Source organism: Pseudomonas sp. NY15463, from assembly GCF_048068415.1.
Taxonomy (GTDB): Bacteria; Pseudomonadota; Gammaproteobacteria; order Pseudomonadales; family Pseudomonadaceae; genus Aquipseudomonas; species Aquipseudomonas mosselii_C.
The window spans coordinates 16,334-36,301 of the sequence record NZ_JBLUQD010000011.1; the positions used below are offsets into that span (position 1 = coordinate 16,334).

General features: G+C 55.3%; 18 protein-coding genes and 3 pseudogenes. 15 read left to right on the forward strand and 6 right to left on the reverse strand.

The annotated features are described in order from the left end of the window. Positions 1-28: 28 nt before the first annotated feature. Complete coding sequence (locus ACNFIC_RS22935) at positions 29-916, reverse strand: LysR substrate-binding domain-containing protein (RefSeq protein ID WP_138221660.1); 888 nt, start codon at positions 914-916, stop codon at positions 29-31. A gap of 100 nt (positions 917-1,016) precedes the next feature. Between ACNFIC_RS22935 and ACNFIC_RS22940 the strand changes: the two genes are divergently transcribed. The 3 genes from ACNFIC_RS22940 (at position 1,017) to gabP (ending at position 5,360) form a co-directional block, all read left to right on the forward strand. Beyond that, entirely contained in the window at positions 1,017-1,967 is a 951-nt protein-coding gene (locus ACNFIC_RS22940; protein WP_416782142.1) for a 2-hydroxyacid dehydrogenase, read from the forward strand. A gap of 158 nt (positions 1,968-2,125) precedes the next feature. Further along, positions 2,126-3,469, forward strand: a complete 1,344-nt coding sequence (locus tag ACNFIC_RS22945; RefSeq protein WP_416782144.1) for an MFS transporter — start codon at positions 2,126-2,128, stop codon at positions 3,467-3,469. Between the two features lie 499 nt (positions 3,470-3,968). Continuing rightward, complete coding sequence (gabP, locus tag ACNFIC_RS22950; RefSeq protein WP_138221657.1) at positions 3,969-5,360, forward strand: GABA permease; 1,392 nt, start codon at positions 3,969-3,971, stop codon at positions 5,358-5,360. Between the two features lie 66 nt (positions 5,361-5,426). Here the strand turns inward: gabP and ACNFIC_RS22955 are convergent, their stop codons facing one another. After that, a complete protein-coding gene (locus ACNFIC_RS22955; RefSeq protein WP_416782145.1) occupies positions 5,427-6,392 on the reverse strand; it encodes an alpha/beta fold hydrolase in 966 nt (321 codons plus the stop codon). 570 nt (positions 6,393-6,962) lie between these two features. Here ACNFIC_RS22955 and ACNFIC_RS22960 point away from each other — a divergent pair. The 9 genes and pseudogenes from ACNFIC_RS22960 to ACNFIC_RS23000 form a co-directional block, all read left to right on the forward strand. Continuing rightward, positions 6,963-8,723: pseudogene (locus ACNFIC_RS22960) on the forward strand (TonB-dependent siderophore receptor); the annotation flags it as partial. A 2-nt stretch (positions 8,724-8,725) separates the two neighbouring features. Continuing rightward, positions 8,726-10,063: pseudogene (locus ACNFIC_RS22965) on the forward strand (TonB-dependent siderophore receptor); the annotation flags it as partial. Between the two features lie 194 nt (positions 10,064-10,257). Continuing rightward, positions 10,258-10,491: pseudogene (locus ACNFIC_RS22970) on the forward strand (winged helix-turn-helix domain-containing protein); the annotation flags it as partial. A 183-nt stretch (positions 10,492-10,674) separates the two neighbouring features. Beyond that, on the forward strand, positions 10,675-11,151 hold the full coding sequence (locus ACNFIC_RS22975) for a restriction endonuclease (RefSeq protein ID WP_416782216.1): 477 nt from the start codon (positions 10,675-10,677) through the stop codon (positions 11,149-11,151). A gap of 573 nt (positions 11,152-11,724) precedes the next feature. Continuing rightward, positions 11,725-12,936 (forward strand): ImmA/IrrE family metallo-endopeptidase, encoded by a 1,212-nt coding sequence (locus tag ACNFIC_RS22980; protein ID WP_416782146.1) that lies wholly within the window; start codon positions 11,725-11,727, stop codon positions 12,934-12,936. Positions 12,937-12,947: 11 nt separating this feature from the next. Then, positions 12,948-14,078 carry a beta family protein gene (locus ACNFIC_RS22985; RefSeq protein ID WP_416782148.1) on the forward strand — a complete coding sequence of 377 codons (1,131 nt, stop codon included), beginning with the start codon at positions 12,948-12,950 and terminating at the stop codon, positions 14,076-14,078. A 97-nt stretch (positions 14,079-14,175) separates the two neighbouring features. Further along, entirely contained in the window at positions 14,176-14,442 is a 267-nt protein-coding gene (locus ACNFIC_RS22990; protein ID WP_416782149.1) for a hypothetical protein, read from the forward strand. Between the two features lie 104 nt (positions 14,443-14,546). Next, complete coding sequence (locus tag ACNFIC_RS22995) at positions 14,547-14,717, forward strand: hypothetical protein (protein ID WP_416782151.1); 171 nt, start codon at positions 14,547-14,549, stop codon at positions 14,715-14,717. Between the two features lie 67 nt (positions 14,718-14,784). After that, complete coding sequence (locus ACNFIC_RS23000) at positions 14,785-14,949, forward strand: HNH endonuclease (protein ID WP_416782217.1); 165 nt, start codon at positions 14,785-14,787, stop codon at positions 14,947-14,949. Positions 14,950-15,089: 140 nt separating this feature from the next. On the opposite strand, the gene ACNFIC_RS23005 is transcribed toward ACNFIC_RS23000, so the two are convergent. Next, a complete protein-coding gene (locus tag ACNFIC_RS23005) occupies positions 15,090-15,335 on the reverse strand; it encodes a helix-turn-helix domain-containing protein (RefSeq protein WP_416782153.1) in 246 nt (81 codons plus the stop codon). Positions 15,336-15,557: 222 nt separating this feature from the next. On the opposite strand from ACNFIC_RS23005, the gene ACNFIC_RS23010 reads away from it, so the two are divergent. The 3 genes from ACNFIC_RS23010 to ACNFIC_RS23020 are packed head-to-tail and all read left to right on the forward strand — an operon-like array spanning position 15,558 to position 17,551. Next, positions 15,558-16,463 (forward strand): hypothetical protein, encoded by a 906-nt coding sequence (locus ACNFIC_RS23010; protein WP_416782154.1) that lies wholly within the window; start codon positions 15,558-15,560, stop codon positions 16,461-16,463. Positions 16,464-16,476: 13 nt separating this feature from the next. Continuing rightward, positions 16,477-16,938, forward strand: coding sequence for a hypothetical protein (locus ACNFIC_RS23015; protein ID WP_416782156.1), 462 nt, complete (start codon positions 16,477-16,479; stop codon positions 16,936-16,938). Between the two features lie 13 nt (positions 16,939-16,951). Next, entirely contained in the window at positions 16,952-17,551 is a 600-nt protein-coding gene (locus ACNFIC_RS23020) for a hypothetical protein (protein WP_416782158.1), read from the forward strand. Between the two features lie 41 nt (positions 17,552-17,592). On the opposite strand, the gene ACNFIC_RS23025 is transcribed toward ACNFIC_RS23020, so the two are convergent. From ACNFIC_RS23025 to ACNFIC_RS23035, 3 genes are read right to left on the reverse strand one after another with little or no spacing between them, the layout of a single operon-like run. Further along, positions 17,593-17,841, reverse strand: coding sequence for a hypothetical protein (locus ACNFIC_RS23025; protein ID WP_416782159.1), 249 nt, complete (start codon positions 17,839-17,841; stop codon positions 17,593-17,595). Between the two features lie 34 nt (positions 17,842-17,875). Next, the gene (locus ACNFIC_RS23030) at positions 17,876-19,333 is read right to left on the reverse strand and encodes a hypothetical protein (protein ID WP_416782161.1); all 1,458 of its coding nucleotides are present in this window, start codon (positions 19,331-19,333) and stop codon (positions 17,876-17,878) included. Continuing rightward, positions 19,333-19,707 carry a hypothetical protein gene (locus ACNFIC_RS23035; RefSeq protein WP_416782163.1) on the reverse strand — a complete coding sequence of 125 codons (375 nt, stop codon included), beginning with the start codon at positions 19,705-19,707 and terminating at the stop codon, positions 19,333-19,335. The genes ACNFIC_RS23030 and ACNFIC_RS23035 overlap by 1 nt, the downstream gene beginning before the upstream one ends. Positions 19,708-19,968: the final 261 nt, after the last annotated feature.

The following is a 19,968-nucleotide window of genomic DNA, read 5'->3' on the forward strand; positions in this document are numbered from 1 at the left end:
GTGATCACCTACAACGACTGTGTATTGCTTATCCTGCCTCGAAGAACGCCCGTGCCATCGAGACGAACGCTCCCAGCACCGGGTTGGGGTTGTCTGGGCAAAATGCCAGGAAAATCTCCGCTTCCTGGTCCGTCCCGGCCAGCGTCCTGAACACCACCTGCTGCATGTGTAGCGCCTGCGCCGAAGCCGGCACCACCGCACAACCCAGCCCGACATTCACCAGCCCCAGAATCGAGTGCGTCTGCCCCAGTTGATGCAGGTAGCGCGGTTGCACCTGATGCCGGGCGAACAGGTTGGCGATACGGTCGTGGAAGTAGCGGCCTTCATTGGCGCTGTACATCACGAACGGCTGTTCATGAAAGTCCACCGGCCGCAGCCGTTCGCGGGCGCTCAGCACGTGACCGGCGGGCAATGCCGCAAGGAACGGCTCGCGGTGCACCGGCAGGTATTCCACCCGCGCGCTGGGCAGCACCTGGCGCACCAACCCCACGTCGATCAGCCCGGCTTCGAGGTCATGCACCTGTGTGCTGGAGATCCGCTCGCTGAGCACCAGCTCGATATCGGGCAGGGTCTTGCCGGCATGTACCAACAGGCGCGGGATCATGTTGTAGGCGCCGACCGCGGTGAAACCCAGGGTCAGGCGGCCCGCCTCGCCATGCGCGATGCGCCGCGCGGCGTGGCGCGCCGATTCGCTGATCTGCAGGATGCGCCGGGCATCCTCCAGGAACGCCTGGCCGGCCAGGGTCAGGCGGGCCTGGCGGTTGTTGCGTTCGAGCAGTAATACCCCAAGGGCGTGTTCGAGCAATTGGATCTGCCGGCTCAGCGGCGGCTGGGTCATGTGCAGGCGGGTGGCAGCACGGCCGAAATGCAGCTCTTCGGCCACGGCCACGAAACAACGCAACTGGTGCAATTCCACGATTCAATTCCTGAATTATTCGATGCGGCATCTATATTAGACCTGTATCGAATGCCGGCCTAGGATCGAGTCATGAACTGAGAACTGCCGGATACCTGAGATGACCCTTCCCACTATCGACGTATTGCTGACCCAGCCCGTACCCGACGCCATCGATGCGCAACTGACCAGCGCTTATCAGGTGCATCGGCTGTACCAGCACGACGACCCGCAACGACTGCTCGCCGAGGTCGGCCCGCGTATTCGCGCGGTCGTCACCGGGGGCGCCAAGGGCCTGTCCAACGCATTGATGGACCAGTTGCCAGCACTGCAAATCATCGCCATCAGCGGCATTGGCACCGACGCTGTGGACCTGCGTCACGCCGCCAGCCGGCGCATCCAGGTCACCACCACGCCGGGCGTGCTTACCGCCGATGTGGCGGACCTGGCCATGGGCCTGATCATCAGCACCTTGCGCCGTCTGGGCGAGGGTGAGCGGCTGGTGCGCGACGGTCAGTGGGGCACGGTCAACCTACCGCTGGCGCGCAAGGTCAGTGGTATCGAACTGGGTATCATCGGCCTTGGCCAAGTGGGCAAGGCCATCGCCCGCCGCGCGGCAGCGTTCGACATGCGCATCGCCTACAACGGGCGACGCGAGCAACCTGAGAGCGGCTATCGCTACGAGCCCGACCTGATCGCGCTGGCGCGCTCGGTGGACGTGCTGGTGCTGGCCGCCTCCGCCGATGGCGGCCAGGTGCTGGTGAACGCCGAGGTGCTCGATGCGCTGGGGCCGCAGGGCTACCTGGTGAATGTGGCGCGGGGCAAGTTGGTGGACGAAGAGGCATTGGTGCAGGCGCTGCGTGAGCGGCGTATCGCTGGGGCTGGGCTGGATGTATTCGTCGATGAGCCGCATGTGCCGCCAGCCTTGCGCGACCTGGACCACGTCAGCCTACAGCCACATCGAGGCAGTGCCACCGAACAGACCCGGTTGGAGATGGGCGCCATGGTGCTGAACAACCTCAAGGCCTGTTTTGCCGGTGAGGTGCCGCCGAATCGAGTGAATCAACGCTAGGGCCCTTTCGCGGGTATGCACAGACCTTGTGAGCGCTGCCGCCCCTGTGGGAGCGGGTTTACCCGCGAATAGGCCGGTACAGGCAATAAAAGGCTTCAAAAGGCCACACCTTCTTTCCACAAGAACAATCGCTTCCATCGAGAAGCAAGAGGGTCCATATGCACAGCAAATCCGCCGTCGCCGCCACCCAGGCTGTGGCCAGGATCGGTCGCCATCGCTTTGTAGTTCTGGCGCTGATCTTCGTCATCACCGTCATCAACTATGCCGACCGCGCCACCCTGTCGATCACCGGCACCCAGGTGCTCAGCGACCTGGGCTTGGACCCGGTGATGCTCGGTATGATTTTCTCCGCGTTCGCCTGGGCCTACGCCTTGGGCCAAGTGCCCGGCGGCTGGCTACTCGACCGCTTCGGGGCGCGCCGGGTGTATGGCTATAGCCTGATCCTCTGGTCGGTGTTCACCCTGCTGCAAGGCACCGTAGGCTGGATGGGCCTGGCCGGCGTATCGGCAGCGGTGGCGCTGTTCTCGATGCGCTTTATGCTCGGCCTGGTGGAGTCGCCGGCATTCCCGGCCAACTCGCGCATCGTCAGTTGCTGGTTCCCGACCCGCGAGCGCGGCACTGCCTCGGCACTGTTCAACTCGGCGCAGTACATGGCGGTGGTGGTGTTCGCTCCGTTGATGGCGTGGATGACCCATACCTTGAGCTGGGAGCAGGTGTTCATCTGGATGGGCGTGCTCGGCCTGTTGCTGGCGGTGCTGTGGTTCCGTCTTTACCACGAGCCGCACAGCGCACCGGGGCTGAGTCGCGAAGAGTTCGACTACATGCGTGAAGGCGGCGCGTTGGTGGACCTTGAGAAAGAACGCAAGACCGCCAAGAGCAAACCCACCCGCGCCGAGCTTGCGCAACTGTTCACCAGCCGCAACCTGTGGGCGGTGTACCTGGGCCAGTACTGCATCACCGCGCTGACGTACTTCTTCATCACCTGGTTCCCGATCTACCTGATCAAGGGCCGCGGCATGAGCATCATGGAGGCGGGCTGGGTTGCCGCGCTGCCGGCGATCTGCGGCTTTACCGGCGGCATCCTCGGCGGCTTCGTTTCCGACTGCCTGATCCGCCGTGGCGTGCACCCGTCCAAAGCACGCAAGACGCCGTTCGTGATTGGCATGGGGCTGTCCACCAGCCTGGTGCTGGCCAACTACGTGGACGGCAATGCCGCAGTGATCGCGCTGATGACCTTGGCCTTCTTCGGCAAGGGCCTGGCAGCGGTGGGCTGGGCAGTGCTGTCGGATGTGGCACCGAAGAAAATGGTCGGCCTGTGCGGCGGCGTATTCAACGGGATCGGCAATATCGCCGGCATCGTCACCCCACTGGTGATCGGCTACGTGGTGGCCAGCACCGGCTCATTCCACAACGCACTTTGGTTCGTGGCCGCCCATGGCGTGCTGGGGATCTTCGCTTACCTGCTGCTGGCCCGGCGCTTCGAGCGTACTGGGCAGGCGTAGGCAGACGCCGGCAGCAGAGCCCCGGGAGACCGGGGCTTTTTTGTGGGCGGGCGAAACGACGCGGGTTTTTTGGGGGGCAGTGCCGGCCCGTTCGCGGGTAAACCCGCTCCCACAGGGCTCGCGTAGATTTCGAGCACTGCGTAGTACCTGTGGGAGCGGGTTTACCCGCGAATGCTCCGGCACTGGCAGAGCATATTCCAAGGCAAAACAAAACCCTCGAATGGAAGGCTGGCGTGATCCGGCATGCCATTCACGACATCTGGCGTGAAGCGGCATGCGTTGTCGTGATCGCGCACCTTCGAGGCGTTCTCGAATAATTTCACCGGGCCCGGCGCTGTTTGAATGAACGCCGAACTTGCCGGTGCGTTGCTCTGTGAAAGCGTGAACAAGGTCAACAACAGAGCGTGAGCGACGTATCATTCTGTTTCATTTCAAGGAGATACTGCTTCGCCTACGCCTTCTGCCCAATCCTTGTGTCAGCAAAAAGAGAACAACATCAATGAACACCGTGGGAACTGATGGCAACCTTGCACAAGGTTTCAAGCCACGTCACGTAACGATGCTGTCCATCGCCGGGATCATCGGCGCCGGACTTTTCGTGGGCTCCGGGCACGCCATCGCGGCGGCCGGTCCCGCTACCATCCTCTCCTATTTCGTGGCCGGCACACTGGTGGTGCTGGTCATGCGCATGCTCGGCGAAATGGCCGTGGCGCACCCGGACACCGGCTCCTTCTCCACCTACGCCGATCAGGCGATTGGCCGCTGGGCCGGCTACACCATTGGCTGGCTGTACTGGTGGTTTTGGGTATTGGTGATCCCGATCGAAGCATTGGCCGCAGGGCACGTGCTCAACGCCTGGTTCCCCCAGGTGGACAGCTGGATCTTCGCCCTGGCCTCGGTGCTGCTGCTGGCCTGCACCAACTTGTTCAGCGTGGCCAAGTACGGTGAGTTCGAGTTCTGGTTCGCGATTCTCAAGGTGACGGCGATCCTTGGCTTCATCGGCCTGGGCTTCGCGGCGCTGATGGGCTGGTTGCCCCAGCGCGAGGTCAGCGGCCTGAGTACCTTGATGGCCGAGCACGGCGGTTTCGTGCCCAAGGGCTGGTCGGCGGTGGTGGGGGCGTTCATCACCGTGATGTTCAGCTTCATCGGCACCGAAGCGGTGACCATTGCCGCGTCCGAATCCAGCGACCCGGCGCGCAACATCGCCAAGGCCACCCGCTCGGTGATCTGGCGCATCAGCACCTTCTACATCCTGTCGATCTTCGTGATCATCTCGGTGGTGCCGTGGAACGATCCGCAACTGGCCGTCGTGGGCTCGTACCAGCGTGCGCTGGAGATCATGAATATCCCGAATGCTGCGCTGATGGTCGACTTCGTGGTGCTGATCGCGGTGACCAGCTGCATGAACTCCTCGATCTACATCGCCTCGCGGATGATGTACTCGCTGGCCAAGCGCGGCGATGCGCCGGCGCTGCTCAAGCACACCTCCAAGGTCGGCGTACCGCGTGCGGCAGTGTTCGGCAGCACGCTGATCGGTGCGGCCATCGCCATCCTCAACTACTTCGCGCCCAAGGGCGTGTTCGAGTTCCTGTTGGCCAGCTCCGGCGCCATCGCGCTGCTGGTGTACCTGGTGATCGCCATTTCGCAATTGCGCATGCGCGCTCGGCTGGAGCGTGAAAACGCCAACCTGAAGTTCCGCATGTGGCTGTTCCCGTACCTGACCTGGGCGGTGATCCTGTTCATCAGCGCGGCGTTGGCGGTCATGATGTTCACCGAGGAGCACCGCGCCGAGGTCAGTGCAACGCTGAGCCTGGCAATCGTGATTTCGTTCCTGGGGATCGTGACCACGCGTGGACACAAGCGCGCGGTGGCGGCCAGCTCGGTGGGCTGAGCGAATCGTGTGACGGGAGGGAGGGGCGCCGCGAGGTGCCCCTTTTTCGTTACGTGCGCAATGGCCTCAGAACAGCTGATGGGCAACCGCTGGCGCTGCGAACAATTGCGCAGCACTGTGCCCCACACCCGGCACCAGGAATTGACGATGGGCAATGGCCACGCCCCAGGCTTGTGACAGGAAAGCCTCGTAGCGCATATAGCCAAGCTGGCGCTCGACCCGATTGCGCCCCTGGACTTGCGCGCCGCAGCGATGGTCCATGACCTTGCTGTCGGCGTGGGTGTCGCGGGCGCCGACCAGGTAGGTCACGTCACGCGCGGCGTAGCGTTGGAGCAATTGGCGCGCATCTAGCCCCTGCCGCGTGAGATAGGCCGGTGGCTGTTCAAGGCCATAGCGATAGCGGTTGTAGCCGGCACACAGGCCGTTGTCGGTGAAGCCATCGCCCTGGGGCCGGTGAGGATCCAGGTACAGGTACGACGATGGACTTGAAACCCCATAGCGCACCTTGATACCCAAGGCTTGCAGGCGTTGATCGCCCGTACCCAGCAGCGCATAGCGCTGCATCAGCTGGGCGCCGGCCGAATGGCCAATCAGCACGATTTCCTTCAAGTGCGGGTAACACTGCCGGTCGGCCAGGTAAGCCAACAGGTCGTCCAGCACGCTGAAGGCGGCAATGCCGCGCTGGCCAGCGCTCGATTCGCTGCCCTGCATCCAGCCATCTTTGGGCCACAACGGCATGCTGTCGCGGGCGAGGGGGTCTTGGGTGGTGAGGAAGTTGGGGGCCAGCAGCAGGGTGGTCGAGCGCTCCAGGCCGGCGTTGTGCAGCAGCACTTCGCCGCTGCGGTAGTAATCCTCGGCATTGCGCCGCACGCCATGCACGATGATCACCGCGCGCGTGGCCTGTGGCTGGGCGAGGTTGGCGTAGGCGAGCAGGTCGTAACCTCGGCCTTGCCCAAGGTGCAGGATGTGCGGGGCGGCGTTGGCGCTGCTGGCGAGCAGGCACACGCAGAGGGTTATCCACAGGCGTGACATGCGAGCGTTTCTCCCCGGCGCCCTGGTGGGCAGGTGAACGTCAGCTTACCCGCCCAGGGCTCTGGCCAGCATGAAATACCGCGCTTGGGCGTAATACTGTTCATTTAGGGCTGTTTTGCAGCCCATCGCGGCGCAAGGCCGCTCTCATAGAACTACACATAACTTGTTGATTTAGAAGGAATCTGTGGGAGCGGGCTTGCCCGCGAGCACCGGCAAAGCCGGTGCCATCCACCGAGTCGCCTGCTTCGCGGGCAAGTCGGGGCGCCGAACCGCCGCTCCCACAGGGTACGCGGAGCGCTTGCGAAATCAGTTCTCTGCGCGACAGCGCAGCCCAAAGGGCTGGGTGATCTCCTACACGACCGCGCAAGCCAACATTTATAGGCTAGCGCGAAATTTGAGCGGCCTTGCCGGAGCGCCGGACCAGCCGGAAAAGGCCGCTCCTGCACGACCCTCGTAACGCAGCGGCGACACATCAATAAAAATAAATGAGGTGATTTCTCATTCTCGTTCGGCATCTAGGAAAGGCCGGAATACAGGCCAGTCTGCCGATCCCATTTACGGAGCGAGAAAATGAGTTCGTCCCCGGTTCCACAGCGCCACCCCCTGAGCCGTGCCATCCAGGCGGCCGCCTTGGGCCTGATCGTCGCCAGCCATGCGCTACCGTCGCTGGCGCAAACCACGTCCGCCGAACACCGCCAGCAGGCCCAGTCGTGGAGCATCCCTGCCGGCGCGCTGGGCCCGGCGCTCGACCGCTTTGCGCGCGAGGCAGGCATCAGCTTGTCGTTCGACGCGGCCAGCGTGGCGAACCGCACCACGCGCGGGGTGAGTGGCACCTTCGATACCGCGAGCGCCCTCTCGACCCTGTTGCAGGGCAGCGACCTGCAAGCCGAGCAACAGGCGCCGCAGGCCTACCTGCTGGTGCCGCGAAAAAAGCCTGAAGGCCCCCTCGAGATCGGCGCTACCGAGGACTACCGCCTGGCCCCGGTGATCATCAACGCCAAGGTCAAGGTCGATGCCGGCGACGACATCAACTCGGTGGTGGCCAAGGAGCTGTGGGTCGGCGGCAAGGTCGCGACCAGCATCCTCAACACCCCGGCCTCGGTCTCGGTGGTGACCCGCAAGGAGCTTGAGCAGCGCAGCGTCAGCACCACCGAAGAAGCGTTGCAGTACACCCCAGGCGTGGTCAGCGACTACTACGGCACGGACGACCGCAACGACTACTTCCAGATCCGCGGCTTCCAGGCCACCACTTACCGTGACGGCCTGACCCTGAGTTCGATGCGCGGTGTGCGCGAAGACCCGTTCGCCTACGAGCGCATCGAAATCCTGCGCGGCGCCAACTCCACCTTGTTCGGCCCCGCCGACCCAGGCGGCTCGGTGAACTTCGTCACCAAGCAGCCGCGCTTCGAGCAATTCGGCCAGGGCTACGTCACCTACGGCTCGTACAACCACCGCGAAACCGGCATCGACGTGGGCGATGCGCTGAACGATGACAAGACCCTCGCCGGCCGCCTGACCGCCAAGCTGCAGAACAGCGACCGCGAGTACGAGCACTCCCAGGACGACAACCGCTTCATCATGGGCGGCCTGACCTGGGCGCCGACCGACTACACCTCGGCCACCGTGGTACTCGACTACCTCAAGACCAACAGCTCGCCCAACAGCGGCGGCTACCCGCTGGACAAGGAATACGACCGCGACAAGTTCTACGGCGAGCCCAGCTACAACTACCACGACGTTGAGCGCACCAGCCTCAGCGGCAACATCACCCACGACTTCGACAACGGCTTCGTGCTGCGCAGCAACCTGCGCTACAGCGAGCTGACCGACAACTACGGCTATGTGTACCTGAGCGACTCCGCCGGGCGCGTGGGCAGCAGCATCCCGCGTTACCTGCTGGGCACCGACAGTGACGCCAACCAGTTCAACGGCAACCTGATGCTGCAATACGACGCGCAGTTCGAGCACGTCGACAGCAGCACCCTGGTGGGCGTGGAGTACCTCAACTCCGCGACCAAGGAAACCTCGGTGTACGACAGCGTGTCGCCGATCGACATCGCCAACCCGGTGTTCACCGGCGTACCCGCCACCCTCACGCCCTATACCGCGACCAAGAACGACGTCTCGACCAAGGCCGTGTTCTTGCAGCAGAACCTGTCGTTCTACGACCGCTTCATCGTCACCGGTGGCGTGCGCAACGACGCGATGGACCTGACCAGCAAAGGCTACAACCTGTTCTCCACGCCGACCCAGATCGATGAGCGCGACCACTTCAACGAAACCTCGTATCGCGGTGCGCTGACGTACATCGTCAACGATGAAGTGTCCACCTCCTCAAGACCAACAGCTCGCCCAACAGCGGCGGCTACCCGCTGGACAAGGAATACGACCGCGACAAGTTCTACGGCGAGCCCAGCTACAACTACCACGACGTTGAGCGCACCAGCCTCAGCGGCAACATCACCCACGACTTCGACAACGGCTTCGTGCTGCGCAGCAACCTGCGCTACAGCGAGCTGACCGACAACTACGGCTATGTGTACCTGAGCGACTCCGCCGGGCGCGTGGGCAGCAGCATCCCGCGTTACCTGCTGGGCACCGACAGTGACGCCAACCAGTTCAACGGCAACCTGATGCTGCAATACGACGCGCAGTTCGAGCACGTCGACAGCAGCACCCTGGTGGGCGTGGAGTACCTCAACTCCGCGACCAAGGAAACCTCGGTGTACGACAGCGTGTCGCCGATCGACATCGCCAACCCGGTGTTCACCGGCGTACCCGCCACCCTCACGCCCTATACCGCGACCAAGAACGACGTCTCGACCAAGGCCGTGTTCTTGCAGCAGAACCTGTCGTTCTACGACCGCTTCATCGTCACCGGTGGCGTGCGCAACGACGCGATGGACCTGACCAGCAAAGGCTACAACCTGTTCTCCACGCCGACCCAGATCGATGAGCGCGACCACTTCAACGAAACCTCGTATCGCGGTGCGCTGACGTACATCGTCAACGATGAAGTGTCCACCTACGTGAGCATGGTCGAGTCCGTCTCGCCGCCCCAAGTGGGCGTGACCCCGCAGACCGGGCGGCAATACGAAGTCGGTGTGAAGTACTCGCCGATGAGCATGGACGCGATGTTCTCGGCCTCGGTGTACGACCTGACCCAGGAGAACGTGAGCATTGCCGTGGTACTGCCGAGCGGCATCATCGAGCAGCAGACCGTGGGCGAGTCGCGCGCACGCGGCCTGGACCTGGAGGCCAAGGCGCAACTGACCTCGCAGCTCAGCCTGGTGGGTGGCTATTCGTACATGGACTCCGAGGTGATCCGCGGGTCGCTGTATGACGGCAGCTCGCTCAAAGGCAACGAGCTGACCACCGCACCGAAGCATTCGGCGTCGTTGTGGACCTATTACGATGTGCCGGGGACCGACGTGAGCGTCGGGCTGGGTGCGCGGTATGTGGGGGCGTACTTCATGGACGCCGCCAATACCAAGCGTACGGATGGGACCACGCTGTTTGATGCGGCGTTCAACTACAAGATTGCCAAGGGGACGGACTTGGCGATCAACGTGAGTAACTTGTTGAATGAGCAACATGTGGTGGGGTCGGGGACGGCGAACTACTACAACCCGGCGCGGGAGGTTACGGCTAAGGTGAGTTATAGCTGGTAAGGGTTGGGTGTGATTTGGTGAGAGGGGAGGTGCCCGCTGAGAAGCGGGCACTTTGCGTTTTGGGAGGGGGCATTTTGCGCGAAGCCATCGATGCGGCATCATGCTGCCTGGACTGCGCGCCAGAGGAGCGTTTCTGGCAGTGTCGCGCAAATTGAAGAGGAAGCACGATGTCGATCCCGGATTTTCAAAGTGTCATGCGCCCAGTGCTGGAGGTTGTTCGCGACGGTGCCGTGATACCGCTTAGCGCGCTGCGTGAGGCCATCGCTGATGTGTTCCAACTCTCCGAGGAGGAACGCAAATAGCAACTGCCATCTGGGCATCAAACGGTGATCAATAACCGTGTGGGTTGGTCCAGGACATATCTCAACAAAGCAGGGTTGTTGACTATCCCGAGCAAGGGCATGGTGCAGATCACTGACCGAGGTCGCCAAGCGCTAGCCAACGGCCCAGCACGCATTACCGTGGCGTGGCTCAAGCAGTTTCCAGAGTTCGCCGATTTTCATACCAGCAGGCCCCAGGTTACCGAGGGGCAGGGTGTGATGGGCCGTGCAGTTATCGAAAGCACCGAAGCGACCCCTGACGAGCAACTGGCGGATGCTCACCAAGCGTTGATGCAGTCACTCGCTGAAGACCTGTTGGCACAGGTGAGGGCTGCCAGCCCGATTTTCTTTGAACAGTTGGTAGTCGACTTGATGTTGGCCATGGGCTACGGCGGTTCACGCAAAGAGGCGGGCAAGGCCACCCAGGCGACCAATGATGATGGCATCGACGGGATTATCAACGAGGACAAGCTTGGGTTGGATGTGATTTACCTGCAGGCCAAGCGCTGGAGCAACACGGTGCACCGGCCAGAGATCGACAAGTTTATCGGTGCATTGACCCGGCAGCGGGCGCGCAAGGGTGTGTTTATCACGACCTCGGATTTTTCTGTGGGGGCGAGGGAGGCGGCATTGGGGTTGGATATTAAGGTGGTGCTGATTGATGGGGTGGAGCTGGCTCGGTTGATGGTTGAGCACAACTTGGGGGTTAGTATTAAGCAGGTATATGAGGTGAAGCAGGTGGATAGTGATTATTTTGCTGGGGAGTGAGCCGGGGGGAGGTGAACCCGACACAATCTAAAAATAAAAGCCTTAAAAACCAATGACTTGCGTAAAGATTGGTTGAGCAGCTGCCGCCCATTCCTTGCAGATTTTGCCGCCCTGACGCGTCCGCGAAAAGAGGCTGCATTATCGCCAGTATCTTCTCGGAAAGATAGAAATTCAGTGCGTCGCATGACCCCTCGTCTTCCATATAGGAAGGCATGTGTGCAGGGCGGCTGGTGTTCACGATTTGGGAACACTCTCTTGACGTGGGATGGGGGGTGAGGTAGCTTGTTCCCAAATTGGGAACAAAGCGACGATCATGAGATTGCTTGGTAGAGAGAAACTGCCTCCTCTCCAGGGGGAAAGCGAGCATATCCGCAAATGGATTTGTGTATGGGTGAGTGAGATCGGTCACGCAAAGTGGAAGGTCCCCGCTGAGCTACTCGAACAGTACCCTAATGCGCTTTCTACCTCCGAAGATACCTTTCTCTTCTCTGTCTGTGAGTCCAACACATTCTTAGAGTTGAAGGTCGCTTTTGCCCAGGGAATTGCAATAATCACTGCAATAGTGAAAAAACTATGAATATCTTGAGCCCTAAAATTATCAAAACAGAGGAACAATACCTCGAATACTTTAATGAGGTGCATTCGCTGATAATTTCTTCTCCGAGGCTTGGTTCGGAGGAGAGCGATAGGCTCGAACTGCTTTCGATGCTCATAGAAGACTATGAGAAGCAAAAATATCCAGTAGAGGCTCCTGATCCAATTGATGCTATTCTTTTTCGTATGACCGAAAAAGGGTTGAAACAGGCTGACTTGGTTCCTTATTTTGGAACACGAAGTAGAGTATCTGAAGTGCTGGCGAGAAAACGCCCTCTTACAGTACCTATGATTAGAGCTTTAGCGGTGGGTCTTGGAATCTCAGCGGACACATTGGTGGGGCTTGACGAGGTAGGTAATAGCCCTAATAAAGCTAATGTGGACTGGTCCAAATTTCCAGTTAAGGAAATGGTGGCTAGAGGCTGGATTGATAGCATAACAAGTAAGGCGAAAAAGACTGTTGAAGAGATAGTGCAGGGCTTTATTTCTGAAATGGGGTTGCAGGAGAGTGGTGCTTCTTTTCGCCGTACCCTTTCTGGCGACTCGCCAACGCCGACAACGACATATGCTTTGTATGCATGGCTAGCCCGAGTCATTCAGAGGACTCGGGAGCTTAAAAGCCAATTGCCTGAGTATGATAAGGCAAAGATAGGCGATGCGCTAATTAAAGAGGTAGCGCAGCTCAGCCGCTTCGAGGAAGGTCCGCGAATGGCGGTGGAGTTGCTCAAAAGTTACGGCATAGCTGTAATTATTGAGCCACAGCTGAAAGGTACTATGCTTGATGGTGCAGCGCTTAAAGAAATAGATGGAACACCTATTATTGCGCTTACACTTAGGTATGACAGAGTTGACAACTTCTGGTTTACCTTGGTACATGAATTGGTTCACGTCTGGAAGCATATTGATGACTCCAGTGAAGCTATTCTTGATGATTTGGAACACGCGACCACAGATAAAAGAGAGTCTGAGGCTAACAGAATCGCACGAGATGCATTTATTCCTCGATCTATTTGGAAACGCACTGATGCATATTTGAAACCTAGTAGGGAGACAATTGTTGAGCTTGCAAAAGAATTAAAAATTCATCCGGCGATAATTGCTGGGCGCCTTAGAAAAGAAGCGGGTAATTATAACCAGTTTACAGATCTAGTCGGCCAGGGAATGGTTAGGGCTCAACTTGAAAATCTATAGGGTATAAGAATATGAACAGTCAGTACTTCCCAGTTGTTAGGGCTAAGGCCGGCGAAATCGAAGCTTTGAAAAATTTAAGCAAGCTAGATAAGGCTTCCTTGGAGCGGTGTACGCCTATATTTGAGATAACAAAGCTCGAAGGAAAGTCTCTGGAGGCTGCTAGAAAAAGAAGTAACACCCCGTTTGAAGATTACTTGGATGCGCGAGCACACCAAATAGCTGAAATTTTCAGAGGAAAGCATGTCATTTTGGATGTGTCTCAATGGCCCATCGGATTCAGTACCGAAGGTGGTGAGCAGATCCTTAGCTATATTTGCAATAGTTTGAGTGAGCTGGGTGTATTGGTCTGTCCAGTAATCGGGTATGACAGATGGGAGGCCGTAGAATATCGAGAAACGATAAAGTCCATGGTGCTTCCTGAAAAAGCTTTCTATTGTATAAGATTGGATAGCTTGGCAATTGAAGATCTAGGTGATGTAGATCACTTAGATGAAATCATAGAGGATATGGTTTCGAGTGCTGGGCTTAATGAAAGAAGTACACCAGTCCTTATTGATATTGGGGATGTAACAAAGCTACCAATGCAAGATGTAATGGAAACCGTAGAAACCGCATATGGACATATGAAGGGTCTAGGGTTTGAGTACATTATCATGGCGGCTAGTTCAATACCTGACTCAATTGATAAGGCTGTGAAAGACCGTGACTCAAGCAATTTGGTGCAAAGAAAGGAAATGATCGTTTGGAAAGGATTCTTGTCTGCGAACCCCACTGCATCGCTTTACTTTGGTGACTATGGTGTAAGGAATCCACGTTCCTCGGATGCTATAGCCACAAATATGAATGTGAAGATTAGATATACTGTGAATAATGCTTTTTTTGTGGTTCGGGGGCACTCGGTTAAAGGCGAGGATGGCTTTGCACAAAGTCAAAAGCTCTCCAAAAAAATTGTTGAGTCGATTCACTATAGAGGGGCTGGTTTTAGCTGGGGTGACGCAAAAATTATGCAGTGCAGCCTGGGTAAACTGGTTGGCAGTCCCACGAACTGGATCGCTTATGACACTAATCACCATCTGAAGACAGTGGTTGGTGAGATCCATGAGTTCACGACCCAGCTGGCGGCAGTTGCGGAGCGCGTGTAAAGCGGAAAGTCGTTCTGGTGTAGGCTGACCCTGGCGTTGTAGAATTTCTCGGTGTAGAAACTGGCACATCATCACTAGGATTTAGATAGGGGGAGAAATGAGTGATCAAGTTGAAGTCGAAATAAAAATACTCAAAGATGGGGATGAGATAATTGGTCTTTGGGAAAATAGAGTTCTGATTAAGCACAGTGATGGTAGCGCTGAATTCTTCATTCTAGAAATTGATGATGACGGTTACCCACGGCTCAACAATAAAACATGGAAGATTACAAAAGGTGACGGAGAAATTCATATAGCGCCAAAGAAAGCGCCTAATGAGAGGTCGTCAAAAAAGAAACTACCACCTAAAATAATTACGTTCTAGGGGGCGCCATGGCTTGTTCAAATTGCGGAAAATCCGGGCATAATGCAAGGTCATGCCAAGAAGCTAATGGAGCGCAGAATTCGGTGGTCGGAGGTCGGGACCGGATGATTATTGCCATTGACAACACTGATGAAGAAAGCTTGCACAAAATTGCCACCGCGGTGATGGAGGCTAAACGAAAAATAGCTCCTAACGCTCGCGGAACGATTGTGATTGGCGACGAGAAATCACTACCTCACAAAGTGCTAGAGCTTTTAAATAATAAGGAGGGCTAATGTGAGTGCGCAAAGGCCGTCGAGCCATATTAAAGCCCAGAAAGAAGTTAAGGAACGTGAAGGCTACATGTGTCTACGGTGCGGGGGCGTTTATAAAGATGCTCACGGACACCATCTTTTATATTACAGTGAAGGAGGTCCGGCTAATTATCATACGATGACAACTCAATGTCCTAACTGTCACAGGCTGTATCATGCAAAAAAAGCAAATGTGGATATTATTCGCTTTTAGTTTTTAAGTGTGCAGCTTTATAGTGAGTGCAAGATGGCTTTTTGCCGGATTTAGTTAATTTCTAAGTTCTCTTGTTATATCATGCTGCGGGTTCCAGGCGACTGGTCAACCACCCCTGTCGTGCAGCTTGCCATCGAAGCTTAAAGCCCTGCTATCTCTAATAGGGTTGAGGGCTTTATGTTTAGCGCTTCGGCGATCTTGATCACGTTCAAAATTGTGACGTTCCGCTCGCCACGCTCGATTTTCCCCATGTGTGATCGGTCAATCTCAGCCGCATCAGCCAGCGCCTCTTGAGACATTCCTAGCCCCTTTCTACGGGCACGCACGGACGCTCCTAGCCTGAGGAGGTCGCCGTGTTTATCTGACTCCGCTGAGATTCTTGCCATGCCGCTAATCTGGCGGTTATGATGTCTTTATGGCCACGGTATTTACGACCCATTTTCTGCGGTTCAACCGGTTAGCAATACTGGCTGTAGTAGGGCGTCTTATCGTGTCGTGGGGCGTCAAATTTCACACGCTGTACGATTGATAGCGTGATGGCTAAAAGACATTATTCCGCAGATTTGCTCACAGAGTTTTTTAAAGCCTTAACTAAAGGGATGTTCTAGATGTCGAGTCCTAAGCCTGATTTTGTGCGCTCCATCGCACTCGCCTCTGCCATTGCTAGCGCGATCCTGCTAGTAGGCTGTAAAGATGAAAACGAGGCGCCAAAAGAGCCAAAAAAGCAGGTTGAGGCTACCGCTGCCAAAAGCGATGAGCCCACGTTTGAGAGCTTGAACAACACCCTGGTAGCTAAATTCAGCAATCCAGGGGAAGGCCAGCCAGAGGCCTATCTAGATATCCTGTATCCCGCCACTGCTTTCCGTCTTTATAACAACTATCGCACGTGGGATGAGACTGGCCAGGATATCGCAGAACTCCTCAGAACCTCTGTACCAGCTGACGCCACGACTGCTGAAGTATTCCAATTGGGGCGGGAATACGGTGACACTACAGATGAATTTAAAAAGCGCGATCTGAGCGAGAAAATTTCAGCGCAGACCAAAGTCGAAGCAGAAAAAATCAATGGCAATCGGCTGGTTAAATTTTTGAGTGTGCCGACTAATCCAGTCTACTTGGAGCTGGGTAAATATAATTTCGATGAAAAAAGCTTCAAGATTGATCATTGCTTGTTCTCAGATAAACTGAAGTACACGAAAGAAGAGGCGCGATTCGCTCAAAGTATGAAAGGAGCGGATCAAGAACGGTGCTATTTCAGAACCACGAATACCGAACTACGAGTTGGATTTGTCGGCGGGTCTGATGTGCGTTTTAAAGTTGAAGACTCAGATCTGGCGAGAAAAATTGAAGGTGAACGCGGCAATCTGAAAATCGAAGTGTTCGGATATGTTGACTCCGTTGAACGTGAGCGCGTCGGTGGAAATCTCGTGAAGGAACGGACGGTACTCATTGCACCTCAGAAGCTTGTGCTAATCGACTCACGCAATCAAGTTTTGTTCGAGACTAAGATTTAACCGGTGAATAGAAATGGAAAAGCTTAAGAAGGGGCTAGTCAGGATTGCTGGTCAGGTGTCTAGCCTTCACGGTAGTGTGCACACGTCAGGCAATGTGAAAACTGGAGCATTTACCGGTAATGTCTCCGGTACGATTACGAGCAGCGACCAGTTTACGTTCAGAGTGGGCACTACCCCCGCGATGTTTAAATACGAAGGCGGCGTTAGTATTCGAGAGGGCGATGAAATCGTAGTCGTGGGGCGTATGAGGAAAGGACAGCTAGAGACATACGCTTTAAAAAATCTCTCTACCGGAGCGACTTACGATCACTTTAACTCTTTCATATATTACAGTCTGTGGGTGCTCCTGCCGGTAAGTATCGGCCTCATCATTATGGTTTTCGGTATTTTATTAACGCCTGTTTGCCTATTCCTTCTCAATCTTTACCACACCATGAAGTATTCAGCATATATGGTTGAGTCTTATAGTAATTGATGGCGGGAGAGCTATGGGTAAGCGAAGTTTGAGCTGGCTCAAAATATCAGTCATTGCGTCGGGGATGATTCCTGCAATGGCTAGTGCGGACTTTTGCGACATTCTTGCGAAAGGATCTGCTGAAAGCTGTCGCGTTAATGTACGCGGGATGGGAGCGACAGTTTTCGGAAACTGGCTGCGATTGAAGCCCGAGATTGCTAGTCAACCTAGTACAGGGTCAACGGGACGCTTCGTCTCAGGCACTACACCTGCTATCGGCACGCTTGGTGTACCGCATCAAGGTAAGCTCAAGCTCACAATAGATTGCTTTGCCAGTAAGCGCTCTATGAGAATCGATGCTTTGCCTTACATGCTTGGCCTATCAAATGGCGCTAACAAAACATTTGATCTAACTTTCAAAATTGATAACAGACCACCGTTCTCCGAGACCTGGCGACTTGACTGGCAGCGTGCGGAGCTAAAAGCACCAAGCGGTAGTCGGTTGGCAAATGAACTTCAGCGATCCGAAAAACTTGTTGTTACTACCGAAGGGATTGTGGGTCGTAAGTCACCAGTAGGCTATGTGTATAGCACATCGGGATTCGATGAAATGAATGCCGGTTTTTGTAAGTGAGATTCATGCCTCGTTTTATTCGAGGCATTTTATTTTTCTAGTCACGGTGAAAAAGAATCCGTGGTGGTTGTGTTTTTGTGAATCGATCTTCCGCTTGTCACGGACTTACTATTTACGCCTAGTTCTGTAAGGGTTAAGTCCGGGAGTTGGTGCTCGGTGAGTAGATGTTCTGTTAAGGCTTTGAACATTTCCAGTAGTTTTGTTTGTAATTCTAATTGTTTTTCTAGTATTTCATAAGACTCGCGAGCAAAGTCTATTACATCTTGTTCAAGTGCTGTGCGTTGTTGCATTCGTTTCTCTCCAGTTTATAATTTTGGTCATGATTCATATGCTCAGGTCGTCATCAGTTGTCCGTTGATTACGTAAAGCGTCTTGCTTCGCTCTCGTGGCAGACCGTTGTGCTGATTCGACAGCCTCCTGCCGTTTCGCGGTCAGAATTCGGTCGCTGTCAGCATCCCCCGTATCCGCACTAGCGATTCCCCCAGCGACATCGCTGATAGCGAGCCCAGCGGTGCCCACGCTCGCCAGGGGAGCACTGCGTGGGGTCTCATACTGGGATCTCACAGTTGGGTTTGTAGCTCTTGTAGGTACTGATTGAGCAACTTTAGTTCCCGCCTCAAGGATTCGACTTGCTGTAGTAGCTGATTGTTGAGTGTTGTAGATAACTCGCTCTGCTCGTGCAATAGCTGCATCAGCTTCTTTTCCAAAATCGTCATTTCTGATTACCTCATTGTTATTGTTAGTAGGTGGATTGCCAAGCTTATCAGCGAAATTGCGAGAACGATTTTCACGGATTTTGATGATGTCGCCGCGTTTTGTGTTGTTGAATTTCTGTGTTTCCGAATAGTTTTTTCCAGTTCTAACAACGCCAAGTATTTTTTCGAAACGTTTTTCGATAAAGTTTCGACGCTCTCGTACTGCTTGTTTATATCGTTCAGCAACTGCTGGTTTTGCGAGATAAGCTGCTCGTTCTGCACTCTTTGTTTTTGTGTCTGTAAGCTCAGCTGAGCTAGTGAATTGTCTGTCATAAATTTCTCCTTTCATTCTTATTGCTTTATCAACTCCAGGCGGTTTCATCGATACGTAATTATCGCCAATTCGAGTTATTTCAAAGCCCGCTATTTTCGCTAAGTCAATCAATTGCTCGCGGTTATTAATCACACCATCTATAACAGCTTCTTTGAAAAAGTCATTAAGTGTTTCGCGTGTCGCTTTTTTCCCAGCTGGCTCCCATTCGATTTCCTTCGTCGCTCTAGCACGCAATGGATCACGTGGATCGTCTAAGCCATACTTCACATTAATAAAATCCACCAGAGCGTCCATCTGCCTAAATTTTGCTTCGCCTGGAGGTGCAGGATTCCAGGCTCTGTCTACTTCATAGTTGTGTCTAGGCAGCACGTAATGCAGCTCAAGCCGATCCAGATGGCTCTGCTTTACGATCAAGATATGCTGGTGTTCTGGTGCAATACCGGCAAATAGCATTTCTTTAAGCCGACCGTTAATGTCCGCAATCGCTTCACTGAGTCCAGATAGCTTTAGCTTTTCGGTGTCACCATGGGTGAACGACAGCACGCCAGATGTGTATTTATGTTTGTGGTCGAGCGCATCGATCATCTGCACCATTAGCGCCGGATCACCCTCTATGACTTCTGGCAGCGGATCGCGTGGCTGCCATATGCTTTCTTCTTTGTCGAAATACTGCTCATCAGTGAAGTAATCGACAGGCCCGCTACCGCCACCTCCGGCGCTGCCTGAGTGGCTACTAAATCCGTGCATAGCCATCAGACCTCTCCCAACGTTTCGGCTTTCAGCTCTGCAACAGAGCGCTCGATGTCGATCAAGGCTGTGAGAATTTTTACGCTATCGCTGTTGGCCTTGAATGTATTGCAGTGCTTCGCAATCATGTTCAGCTGTGCGCCAAATTTGTTGTAAGCAGCGGTCATCGCCAGCAGCTCTTTCGAGTTCTTTGGCGCCTCTACGCACTTAATCGTAATGGTTGATTTTCTGGCAGATTGCAGAAGGAGCTGTGACAAAGACATGAAGCTATCAGCTGCTTTTTTCTCAAGTTCGGCTTTGAGTTCTTTCCTCAACTTTACGTGTATGCGCGTAGTTGATAGTGTTTTTTTAGCACTTGGTGCGTTTTCTTGTTCGCTCATATAACACTCATTCTTGTTGTTTTTATTTTCTGGGGTGTGGGGGGACCCCACTCGTTCTAGGGTTCTAGGGTGGAACCCTAGCAAGGTTCAGGGTGTGTACGAAGTACGCACCCTGAGTAGCCTTGTTCTTAGTTAGTTTCGTTACGCAGTTTTTTATTGGCACGATACCGTCGCGCCCTTTGAGCGGCAGACATGGGCTGCTCAAATAGAGGTTTACGTCCACGTTTCTGTATTGGATATACAGCGTCAAACATGTCGGGA

What these genes read in the sequence shown, in the direction of transcription:
- ACNFIC_RS22940 (WP_416782142.1), top strand. Translation starts at nt 1,017, where the DNA reads ATGACCCTTCCCACTATCGACGTATTGCTGACCCAGCCCGTACCCGAC.
- ACNFIC_RS22945 (WP_416782144.1), top strand. Translation starts at nt 2,126, where the DNA reads ATGCACAGCAAATCCGCCGTCGCCGCCACCCAGGCTGTGGCCAGGATC.
- gabP (WP_138221657.1), top strand. Translation starts at nt 3,969, where the DNA reads ATGAACACCGTGGGAACTGATGGCAACCTTGCACAAGGTTTCAAGCCA.
- ACNFIC_RS22955 (WP_416782145.1), bottom strand. Translation starts at nt 6,392, where the DNA reads ATGTCACGCCTGTGGATAACCCTCTGCGTGTGCCTGCTCGCCAGCAGC.
- ACNFIC_RS22975 (WP_416782216.1), top strand. Translation starts at nt 10,675, where the DNA reads ATGCAGTCACTCGCTGAAGACCTGTTGGCACAGGTGAGGGCTGCCAGC.
- ACNFIC_RS22980 (WP_416782146.1), top strand. Translation starts at nt 11,725, where the DNA reads ATGAATATCTTGAGCCCTAAAATTATCAAAACAGAGGAACAATACCTC.
- ACNFIC_RS22985 (WP_416782148.1), top strand. Translation starts at nt 12,948, where the DNA reads ATGAACAGTCAGTACTTCCCAGTTGTTAGGGCTAAGGCCGGCGAAATC.
- ACNFIC_RS22990 (WP_416782149.1), top strand. Translation starts at nt 14,176, where the DNA reads ATGAGTGATCAAGTTGAAGTCGAAATAAAAATACTCAAAGATGGGGAT.
- ACNFIC_RS22995 (WP_416782151.1), top strand. Translation starts at nt 14,547, where the DNA reads ATGATTATTGCCATTGACAACACTGATGAAGAAAGCTTGCACAAAATT.
- ACNFIC_RS23000 (WP_416782217.1), top strand. Translation starts at nt 14,785, where the DNA reads ATGTGTCTACGGTGCGGGGGCGTTTATAAAGATGCTCACGGACACCAT.
- ACNFIC_RS23005 (WP_416782153.1), bottom strand. Translation starts at nt 15,335, where the DNA reads ATGGCAAGAATCTCAGCGGAGTCAGATAAACACGGCGACCTCCTCAGG.
- ACNFIC_RS23010 (WP_416782154.1), top strand. Translation starts at nt 15,558, where the DNA reads ATGTCGAGTCCTAAGCCTGATTTTGTGCGCTCCATCGCACTCGCCTCT.
- ACNFIC_RS23015 (WP_416782156.1), top strand. Translation starts at nt 16,477, where the DNA reads ATGGAAAAGCTTAAGAAGGGGCTAGTCAGGATTGCTGGTCAGGTGTCT.
- ACNFIC_RS23020 (WP_416782158.1), top strand. Translation starts at nt 16,952, where the DNA reads ATGGGTAAGCGAAGTTTGAGCTGGCTCAAAATATCAGTCATTGCGTCG.
- ACNFIC_RS23025 (WP_416782159.1), bottom strand. Translation starts at nt 17,841, where the DNA reads ATGCAACAACGCACAGCACTTGAACAAGATGTAATAGACTTTGCTCGC.
- ACNFIC_RS23030 (WP_416782161.1), bottom strand. Translation starts at nt 19,333, where the DNA reads ATGGCTATGCACGGATTTAGTAGCCACTCAGGCAGCGCCGGAGGTGGC.
- ACNFIC_RS23035 (WP_416782163.1), bottom strand. Translation starts at nt 19,707, where the DNA reads ATGAGCGAACAAGAAAACGCACCAAGTGCTAAAAAAACACTATCAACT.